General features: G+C 71.9%; 10 protein-coding genes. 2 read left to right on the top strand and 8 right to left on the bottom strand.

Going from position 1 to position 8829, the window contains the following annotated elements; translation table 11 throughout:
• Window positions 1-2: 2 nt before the first annotated feature.
• Window positions 3-377, bottom strand: coding sequence for a VOC family protein (locus E1211_RS27765; protein ID WP_132352465.1), 375 nt, complete (start codon window positions 375-377; stop codon window positions 3-5).
• A gap of 59 nt (window positions 378-436) precedes the next feature.
• Complete coding sequence (locus tag E1211_RS27760; protein WP_132352463.1) at window positions 437-955, bottom strand: pyridoxamine 5'-phosphate oxidase family protein; 519 nt, start codon at window positions 953-955, stop codon at window positions 437-439.
• A gap of 135 nt (window positions 956-1090) precedes the next feature.
• Here E1211_RS27760 and E1211_RS27755 point away from each other — a divergent pair, with 135 nt between their 5' ends.
• Both E1211_RS27755 and E1211_RS27750 read left to right on the top strand, forming a co-directional pair.
• Window positions 1091-2023, top strand: coding sequence for a hypothetical protein (locus E1211_RS27755; RefSeq protein WP_243709724.1), 933 nt, complete (start codon window positions 1091-1093; stop codon window positions 2021-2023).
• A 161-nt stretch (window positions 2024-2184) separates the two neighbouring features.
• The gene (locus tag E1211_RS27750; RefSeq protein WP_165947359.1) at window positions 2185-3639 is read left to right on the top strand and encodes a neutral zinc metallopeptidase; all 1455 of its coding nucleotides are present in this window, start codon (window positions 2185-2187) and stop codon (window positions 3637-3639) included.
• A 76-nt stretch (window positions 3640-3715) separates the two neighbouring features.
• Here the strand turns inward: E1211_RS27750 and E1211_RS27745 are convergent, their stop codons facing one another.
• The 6 genes from E1211_RS27745 to E1211_RS32765 all read right to left on the bottom strand — a co-directional run.
• The gene (locus E1211_RS27745; RefSeq protein WP_132352459.1) at window positions 3716-4441 is read right to left on the bottom strand and encodes an anti-sigma factor; all 726 of its coding nucleotides are present in this window, start codon (window positions 4439-4441) and stop codon (window positions 3716-3718) included.
• The gene (locus tag E1211_RS27740; RefSeq protein ID WP_132352457.1) at window positions 4438-4986 is read right to left on the bottom strand and encodes a sigma-70 family RNA polymerase sigma factor; all 549 of its coding nucleotides are present in this window, start codon (window positions 4984-4986) and stop codon (window positions 4438-4440) included. The genes E1211_RS27745 and E1211_RS27740 overlap by 4 nt, the downstream gene beginning before the upstream one ends.
• A 134-nt stretch (window positions 4987-5120) precedes the next feature.
• A complete protein-coding gene (locus E1211_RS27735) occupies window positions 5121-5702 on the bottom strand; it encodes a hypothetical protein (protein WP_132352455.1) in 582 nt (193 codons plus the stop codon).
• A 43-nt stretch (window positions 5703-5745) separates the two neighbouring features.
• The gene (locus tag E1211_RS27730; RefSeq protein WP_132352453.1) at window positions 5746-7104 is read right to left on the bottom strand and encodes a hypothetical protein; all 1359 of its coding nucleotides are present in this window, start codon (window positions 7102-7104) and stop codon (window positions 5746-5748) included.
• A 229-nt stretch (window positions 7105-7333) separates the two neighbouring features.
• Window positions 7334-7870, bottom strand: a complete 537-nt coding sequence (locus tag E1211_RS27725; RefSeq protein WP_132352451.1) for a type VII secretion system-associated protein — start codon at window positions 7868-7870, stop codon at window positions 7334-7336.
• The coding region (locus E1211_RS32765) for a hypothetical protein (RefSeq protein WP_165947358.1) at window positions 7867-8829 on the bottom strand (963 nt) is incomplete at its 5' end. The genes E1211_RS32765 and E1211_RS27725, both read right to left, overlap by 4 nt.

Below are 8829 nucleotides of genomic sequence, written 5' to 3'. Positions count from 1 at the left end.
GGTCAGAGGAACAGGCAGAAGGGGTGACCGGCGGGGTCGAGGTGGACCCGTACGCGGGCCTGCGGTTGGAACTCCGCCACGGTGGCGCCCGCGGCGACCGCGTGGGCCGAGGCCGCTTCGAGGTCATCGACCCTGATGTCGAGGTGCGCCATCATCTGCGGCTGGCCGGGACCGGCCGGCCAGACCGGCCGGACGTACGCCGGCTCACTCTGGAAGGCCAGCCCGGCCCCGCCCTCGGGCGCTCGCAGCGTCACCCACTCCGGCTCGTCCTCGTCCCGCGACCAGCCGAGCAGGCGCTCGTAGAACGCGGCGAGGCTTCGGGCATCGGGCGAGTCCAGCACCGTGGTGGTCAGGACCAGCCGAGGTCGATCCGTCATGCCGACGTGGTACCCGACCGGTCGCCGGCCAACCCGCGCCGCCGGCACCCAGTCGGCCGTCAGCGCGGCTTGCGCCGCCAGAACTGGCGTGGGGCGTACCCGTCCCGGCGCAGCCAGTGTTCGGTGTAGACGATCCGCTCCGCCTCGACCACCACGAGCGGGTCGGCCGGCGGTTCGTCGAGGGGCCGGGAACGCTCGACGTGATCGGACTGCCAGCGCACGGCCGGCCAGTAGTGCGCCCGCTCGGGGTCCTCGACCCTGAGCACCCGGGCATGGCCGAAGACCTGTGCTCCCCGGCTGCTGGCCTGGCCGACCAGTGGCGCGAAGACGCCGATCGAGATCCGCGGGTCCGCGGCGAGATTCCGCATCTTGGGGGACGCGGCGGCGGCGGTGAACATCAGCGCGAAGTCGAGGTGGAAGTAGCGCACGGGAGTCGCCAGCGGGCCGTCCGGGCCCGTCGTGGCGATGACGCACATGTTCTGCGTCGAGAACAGGCTGAGGATCCGCTCCTCGAGGCGTTGCCGGTCGAGCCGTCGCGCGGGCGCCGGTCCGGCCAGCCAGGGGTTGGTCACGGGCATGGCCGATCTTGTCATGTGGAGAGACGCGGGTGATCGGAAGGAAGTGGGCTGAACCGTTTCCGGGTGGGCTCCGTGTGGATGCCGAACGGCCTCCGGAACGTACTGGAGCCGGCTAGAACCTGGAGATTCCACATGATGCGCAAGCACCTTGTGCCCCTCGTCGCCGTGCTGGCGGCCGGCCTGGCGGCGCTGACCGCGTGCAGCTCGACCCCCGAGGCGCCGGCACCGGCGCAGGCCTCCGCGCCGGCCAGCGGCCAGGCCGCCCCGCCCGCGGACGGCGCGAGCGCCGGTGACCTCTCGCTGCTTCCGGGCACCGCGAAGTCCAACAACTCCGCGCCGGGCATGGGCGACTGGGCCGTGCCGAACGGCGGCGTCGCGACCGGAGAGACCCTGCGGAACGCGCAGAAGTGGGTCCAGCTCACCGCGAGCAAGGCGGGCGACCTCGACCCGGTCGTGGTCAACGGTTCGGGGCTGACCCTCTACCGCTTCGACAAGGACAGCAACAACCCGCCGGCCTCGAACTGCGAGGGCGAGTGCGCGCAGACCTGGCCGCCGGTGACGGTCTCGCCGGGCGGCAAGATCTTCATCGCCGGGATCAAGAAGTCGGCCATCGGTACGATCCGGCGCGCCGACGGCAGCCGGCAGGTCACCATCAACGGCTGGCCGGTGTACCGGTTCGCCAAGGACGCCAAGCGCGGTGACACCCTCGGTCAGGGCGTCGGCGGCACCTGGTTCGGCGTGACCCCGACCGGCGGCAAGGCCGGTGTCGACAACGGTGGTCAGGCCACTCCGGACAACGGCGGCGCGGCCGCTCCGCCCGCCACCAGCGCGGTCTTCTTCGACGACGCCAACTTCAGCGACAACGGCGCCTCGCAGGGGGTCGCCGGCCAGAACGAGTGCCAGAACCTGGCGCGTCCCGGCGTCGCCTCCTCCGTCGCGGCCCCCGGCTCGTTGAAGATCTGGACGGGCCCGAACTGCACCGGCAAGTCGCAGGTCATCAACGGCGACGTCAGCGACCTGGCCACCATCGGTTTCGACGACGCCGTCGCCTCGGTCCGCTTCAGCTGATCGTCCGACCCACACAGCGGGTGTGCCGGTCCGGCTCTTCGCCGGACCGGCACACCCGTTTTCGTACCCGCGCCGCGCCGGCGGCCTCCCGACGGGCTCCCGGCCGGCCTCCCCCACAGCGGCGCCACCACGGTGCCGCGACGTCAAGAAGGTGCTGGAAGATGACGTTTCGCAACGTACGGGCGGTGAGCAGAGGGCGGGCGTTCGCGCTCGGCGGGGTGGCCCTCGGGATGGCGGCCCTGCTCGCCGGCTGCACCCGGGCCGTGGACGGTACCGGCGGCGCCGAGCGGTGGAGCGCCACCAAGGTCGCCGGTCTGGAGATCACCACAGGTGAGAGCGGCCCCCGGCCCGGGGTGCCCGACAGTCGCCTGGCCGCGGAGGGTGGCGACGGCGGCGAACTGGACCGGCTCGCCCGCAACGCCGTCGACGACCTGCAGAAGTACTGGTCGGAGGAGCTGCCCGCCGCCTTCGACCGCAGCTTCGAACCCGTGAGCCGGCTCATCTCGTACGACTCCACGGGCCCGGACGTCACGGTCTGCAACAGCAGCACGGCCGGCGCGGTGAACGCCTTCTACTGTCCGCTCGACGACTCGGTCGCCTGGGACCGCGGGCAACTGCTCCCCACCCTCGACGACTCGTTCGGGCCGATGGCGGTGGTGGCCGTGCTCGCCCACGAGCTGGGGCACGCCGTGCAGTTCCGGCTCGGCTCGGCCGGCGGGCGGACCAGCTCCATCGTCAAGGAGCAGCAGGCCGACTGCTACGCGGGGAACTTCTTCCGGTGGGTGGCCGAGGGTGAGGCCCCGCACTTCCGGCTCTCCACCGGGCCCGGCCTCAACCAGATCCTCGCCACGCTCTTCTTCATCCGCGACGGCGCCGGCACGGGCTTCGACGCCGAGGGGGCGCACGGCAACGCTTTCGACCGGGTCTCGGCGTTCCAGTTCGGTTTCGGTGACGGACCCGAGCGGTGCGCCCGCATCGACGAGGCCGAGGTGCGGAGGCGGATCACCCAGCCGGCCAGCGGCCAGGCGTCGCCGACCGACGAGACGGCCGGGAACCTGCGGGTCGACGACCGGGACTCGCTGCTCGCCCTCCAGGAGACGCTGCGGGACGCCTTCGACCGTCCGGGGGCCGGGTGGCCGGCGATCAGCCCGTCCGGGGCGCCGTGCCCCGGGGCGACCGTGACCACGCCCGCCTCGTACTGCCCGGCGACCAACACTGTCGGGCTGGACCTGGCCGAGCTGGGGCGCCTCGGTACCGCGCCGGATCAGGGGCAGGGTGGCCTGGGCGACTTCGCCGCCTTCGCCGAGGTCGCCTCCCGGTACGCGCTGGCGAGGCAGCAGGCGGAGGGCTATCCGCTCACCGGGCTGGCCACGGCGCAACGTACGGCCTGCCTGACCGGCGTCTGGGCGGCGACGATCGTGGTGGGGCGGGGCGCGGTCCTGCAACTCTCCCCGGGCGACCTGGACGAGGCGGTGGCCGAGATGCTCGCTCCCCGGAGCCTGATCGCCGCGGACGCCAACGGCGCCGGCATCCCCTCCGGGTTCGCCCGGGTCGAGGCGTTCCGCGACGGTTTCGCCGCGGGGGCGATCGCGCCGTGCCTGGAGAAGTACCGGTAGGACGGCCTCCGGGGCCGTCACGAGAACCGAACGGGCCCGCCCCGGCCGAACCGTCGGCCGGGGCGGGCCCGTCGGGTCAGAGCTTCACGCTGGCGTACTGCTTGCCGTCGGTCGTCTCCACCCGGATGCTGTCGACCTGTTCCGGGTCGATCAGGGCGCTGCCGTCGAGTGTGGTGCCGTCGGCCTGGCCCTTCTCGGAGACCAGCCAGCTGCCGGCCAGCACGGTGCTGCCGTCCTTGCCGACCACCAGGAGCCGGCAGCGCTCCCCCTGGGGAATCCCGGTGATCGCGGCGTTGATCCGCACCCAACCCGGTGCCTCGGTCATGGCCACGGTCAGCCGGGCGCCGGTCTGCGGATCGGACGCGCTGCCGTTCCGGACCCCCGGGCCGGGGGCGGTCACCGACGCGGACGGTCCGGGCTGGGCCTCGATGTTCGGGGCGTCCGCGGTCGTGCGGCCGAGGGCGACGCCGCCCGAGACGGCGGCGGCGACCACCACGGCCGCGGCGGCGCTCAGCATCACGCCCCGGCGCCGACTCCGGCCGGACGACTCGCTCCGGACCTGCCGCAGGGTGCGCTGCAACAGCAGGTCCCCGCCCTCCGGCGGGCCGTCGAGCAGCATCGCGTCCGGCACCGCCTGGAGCGCCATCGTCCATTCCTGGAGCGACTCCACCTCTGTCCGGCACTCCGCGCAGCCCGCCAGGTGTTCCTCTACCTGCCGGACCTGCTCCTCGTCGAGCGCGCCCATCAGATAGCCGCCGATGTCCACGTGGTCACTGGCCGGCATCGAGCTGTCGGATTTCATGAGGCAGACCGTTCCACCCCGACTGGGCGTCCCGCGATGTCGCGCAGCGCCCGGAGTGCGTAGTAGGAGCGTGACTTGACCGTGCCCGGCGGGATACCCAGCGCCTTCGCGGCTTCCGCGACTGTACTCCCGAGTAGGTAAACCTGTTCAAGCACCTCACGGTGCTCGCGAGAGAGCTGGCTGAGGGCGTCCGTCACGACCATCGAATTGACCACGTGATCGGCGTGGTCGCGCTCGATCGCGACGTCCGTCGGGCTCTCCGGAACCTCGGCCGGTCGCGCCTTCCGGGCGCGCACCGTGTCAGTGACGATGTTGCGTACCACGGTAAGCAGCCACCCCCGTACCGAGCCCTTGCCGTTGACCAGACTGTCCGGGTGACGCCAGGCCCGTACGAGGGCTTCCTGGACGACATCCTCCGCGGCTGCGCGGTCGCGGGTCAGTTGCGTCGCATAAGCGAGCATCGCGCGGCCGTGCTCCTCGTAGAGGGATCGGACCAAGGCCTCGTCTGCTACCGCCTGCTGACGAACGGGCCTTAACCCCGCCATACGTACCACCCTTTATTGGCCTCACGACGCCGGTCCCCACCGGTGCCCACAGGCCACCAGGATGCCTGCTGCGTTCCCGTTTACCGGAGATCGCGGGCGATTGTGTATTTCTGCTCACGTTGTTGCGCCGTCAACTATTGCCCGGCCGGTGCGGCGGCCTTGTCGCCGTCCGGGCCCACCACGAACCAGCGGCCGTCGGCACCCTGCCCGGAGATCCGTCCGGGCACCCTGTCCTCCGCGTAGCGGTAGACCGGCCAGCCGCCCACCGTCACCTGCTGCGTGCCGTCCGACCGGGCCGTCACGCCGAGCACGGCCGGATCGAGGTTCTCGAACTTGATTTTCTCGTTGGCCAGTACCGGCAGCCACTGCTGGAGACAGCCGCCGGTGCAGTTCGAGCGGGACGGCGAGGACTCGTCCTCGTCGAACCGGTAGAGGGTGAAGCCCTGCCCGTCGAGCACCACGGGACCGAGTTCCGGGTTCTCGCCGAGCTGGACCGACGCCGGCCAGTAACCGCCGTCGCGGCTGCGCTGCCCCAGGTCGTTCTGCGGGGTGCCGCCGGTCGGTTGCTGCGCGGCACCGGTGTCCGGCCGCGTGTTGCCGGAGTCCGGCTGGGGCAGGGCGACCGGGTCGGTCACCGTGCTGGTGCACCCGGTCGCGAACAGCGCCACGGCCAGCGTCACGGAGCCGAGCAGCGTACGGGGAATGAGAGCCTTCATCGCCACACCAATCGATCGACAGGTTCGGACAGGAGCGGGCCGGTCAACCGCGGAGACCGGGAACGAGCCGACCGCGGGGCGTGGGGCGGTCCAGGTGGAGCCCGAGCACGCCGACGTCCAGAGACCCGTCGGCGTCGGCCGCGAACCGCCAGGCGGCGTTCGGCGCGTCACCGACGACCAGTACCGCGGCAGTGCCCTCCGAGGTCGCGGCCAGCGCGCCGAGGCGCTCCAGCTCGGTCGGCGGGATCGGGGCGGTCACCACCACCAGGTGGTCGCGCAACGTCTCGCTGCCGTCGCCGGTTCGCATCAGGAGCTGCCCGGCGTCGGCGACGACCCGGACCCGCTCCGGAGCCGGCCCCGGGGAGGGCAGCGGGCCGACCACGCTGATCGCCACGGAGGCCGCCGTGGGATGCCGGCCGATCTCGTCGAGGAAGGCGCCCGCCACGCGCAGCGCGGCCGCGGGATCCCCGGTGAGCGCGACGATGCCGGGTGCGCGCCCCAGATTGACCACGGCCAGCTCGCCCCCGACCGTGCCGACGGTGGCGAGCAGCGGCAGCCCCGCGCTGTCGTCAGGGCTCTGGTCGAGCTGCCAGCTCGGCGCCTCCCAGATCGCACCCTGCTGCCGCGCCTGCCATGGCGGCGGGGCGTCCGGCAGCGCCGGTGCCAGTCGCAGCGAGACCCGGTCCGGGCCGACCAGCGCCGCGTACACCTGGGCCTGGCCGGCCTGCGTGGTGAGCTGCCACAACGCGCGGTCTAGCATCGCCCGGGAGCCCGCCGCCGCCGGGCGCGTGGACTCGGCGGTGCGGCGACGCCGTCCCACGAGCATCGGCACCAGTACGACGACAGCCAGCACCAGCAGCGTTCCCACGCCGAGCAGCGCCGCGGTGATCGGACGGAGGCCGAGGATCAACGTCTCGCCACCGTCCACCGGGGCGGCCGGCGGTAGCGCCACCGGTCCGGTCGGCTGGGGCCGGTCGGCGGGTGGCTGCTGGCCCGCGCCCTGCTCGCCGGTGCTCGGCGCAGCCGTCGGTGGGGCGCCGATCCGGATCTCGCCGGAGGCCGCTCCCTCGGGAAGGACGAAGACCCAGCCGGCACGGATCGACTGCGTCGGTTCGGTCAGCACGAGACCGTCCGGCTGCGTGCGCCCCTGGTTGAGCTCGAAGATCTCCGGCCAGCGCCGGCTGTCCCCGAGCACACGGTCGGCGACCCCGGGCAGGGTCAGGTCGCTCTCCGTGCCGGGTTGCCCCGGCACCACCCAGTACGGCACCGAGGGCTCCACGGCGCTCGCCGTGCCCGCGGTCAGCGGGAGCAGCACGAGCACCAGCGCGGCGGCGACGGCGAGCAACCGGCCCCCCATCGCCCGCGGCGGACGGGACGGGGTGGAACGGAGCAGCCTGCGCATGAATACCTCACTCACAGCGGATGTCGTGACTCGTACGGGTGAGCCGGACGCGCGGACGTCGGCCGATCCGAACACGTACTCGGGGCCGAACGGGTTCAGCACGGCCTCGCCCGGTTGCGGCACCGGGCCCGCCGACGGCGGCCGTGCCACCGGCGACGCCGAGCGGGGCGGTACGAGGAGGTCCGGCGGCGAGCCGCCGGACCTCGGTGTTCATCGCCGGATCAGCGGGTCATTCGGTACCGGTGACGGCCTCGCGCAGCGCGCCGGCGAAGAGTCGCATCGAGGCGGCGCCGCCCGGGTTGAGCAGCACGTCGACGCCCTCGGGCAGCAGCTCCACCAGCTCGGTGCTGCTGACCTGCCGCCAGCCCGGTGCGCGTACCCGCACCTGGTCCGCCGCACCGGTGGCGATCAGCACGCACGGCGCCCCGTCGGGGGCGGGCGCCACGATGACCCGATCGTCGTCGTCGATCGCGACCTCGATCAGGCTGTCCCGCATCGCGAGCAGCACCAGGCTCGGCTCGGCCCGCCCCGCCACGACCAGCTTCGCCGCCGCGTCGACCGGGCCGGTCGGCGCGTCCTCGCCGCTGGGGAGGTAGAGCGGGTTGGGCTCGAACGGGCCTACCGTTCCGTCGTCCTCGACGAGCCAGCCACCGACGATCGTCTCCACCGGCGGCACCGCCCTGTCGGCCTCCGGTGGCGGCGACCAGTCGCTGTCCAGCAGCAGCATCCAGTTGCGGTCGTAACCGGTGTCGTCCTGCTCGCTCACTTGCCTGCTCCCTTACTGCTCTTCAATTCGACGAACTTGCCCATGTTCTCGACCCCGATCTGACCGACGGTGTGGCCGGGCGCCGTGGGATGGGGGTGGGCGCCGACGAACACCGAATCGGTCGCCGCGAAGATCTGCCGGTTGTCGCCGAAGTCCTTCATGGCGTCGGCGAACGCCCGCCCGCCGGTGCCCGACGTCTTACCGAAGTTGCAGGAGAGCAGCGTGATAGGCCCCTGCGGATTCGCCTGCGTCAGACTCCTGAAGTCCTGGTTGGCGTTCAGGACCTTGGCGAACTGACCACCGGGCAGCTGGATCACCTTGCCGTTCTTCAGCGATACGAACGCGCCCTGCGGGGTTCCGTGCGCGACGACGAAGCTCGGGCCACCCTTGGATCCGTTCCACGGCGCCGATTCGAGCCGCTCCTTCGTCGCGTCGAACTGGAACTTCATGTCGCGCCCGTCCGGCACGCTCCGGAACATCGCGGACTGGGGGAAGGTCTTGCCGTTGGGAACGGCCATGTTGACGTCCGCCGCGGCGAACTTGTGGAAGTTGAAGTCGGTGTCCCTGGTCCGGAAGAGCACGCCGACCTGGTTGCCGCGACTGTCGAACATCTCCTCCGACTTCACGTTCTTGGTGCTGGAGACGACGAGATTGTTCTTGTCGTCCCAGCCCACGATCGTGTTCTTGTCGAATTTCCCCCGGACCTTCGCGTACTTGATGGCGGCGTTGTTGCGCAGGGCCTTGAACTTCTCGCCGGTCGCGTCGAGCTTGCCCTTGATGACCTTGCCCGGGCCCAGTGCGTGGAAACCGCCGCCCGCCGCCCCGTCTGCGTCGAGGCTTTTGGTGCCGGTGGTGGGTGGGGGTTTGATGTTGGTGAGTTGTTTGGTGCCGGTTTTGATGCCGTCTTTGATGGTGCCTTTGAGGGCGAATTTCATGACTTTGCCGACGAGGCGGCCGCC

The organism is Micromonospora sp. 15K316, assembly GCF_004348525.1.
Taxonomy (GTDB): Bacteria; Actinomycetota; Actinomycetes; order Mycobacteriales; family Micromonosporaceae; genus Micromonospora.
Note: the sequence above shows the minus strand (reverse complement) of the source record. Positions and strands in the feature narration are given on the sequence as shown.

What these genes read in the sequence shown, in the direction of transcription:
- E1211_RS27765 (WP_132352465.1), bottom strand. Translation starts at nt 377, where the DNA reads ATGACGGATCGACCTCGGCTGGTCCTGACCACCACGGTGCTGGACTCG.
- E1211_RS27760 (WP_132352463.1), bottom strand. Translation starts at nt 955, where the DNA reads ATGCCCGTGACCAACCCCTGGCTGGCCGGACCGGCGCCCGCGCGACGG.
- E1211_RS27755 (WP_243709724.1), top strand. Translation starts at nt 1,091, where the DNA reads ATGCGCAAGCACCTTGTGCCCCTCGTCGCCGTGCTGGCGGCCGGCCTG.
- E1211_RS27750 (WP_165947359.1), top strand. Translation starts at nt 2,185, where the DNA reads ATGACGTTTCGCAACGTACGGGCGGTGAGCAGAGGGCGGGCGTTCGCG.
- E1211_RS27745 (WP_132352459.1), bottom strand. Translation starts at nt 4,441, where the DNA reads ATGAAATCCGACAGCTCGATGCCGGCCAGTGACCACGTGGACATCGGC.
- E1211_RS27740 (WP_132352457.1), bottom strand. Translation starts at nt 4,986, where the DNA reads ATGGCGGGGTTAAGGCCCGTTCGTCAGCAGGCGGTAGCAGACGAGGCC.
- E1211_RS27735 (WP_132352455.1), bottom strand. Translation starts at nt 5,702, where the DNA reads ATGAAGGCTCTCATTCCCCGTACGCTGCTCGGCTCCGTGACGCTGGCC.
- E1211_RS27730 (WP_132352453.1), bottom strand. Translation starts at nt 7,104, where the DNA reads ATGCGCAGGCTGCTCCGTTCCACCCCGTCCCGTCCGCCGCGGGCGATG.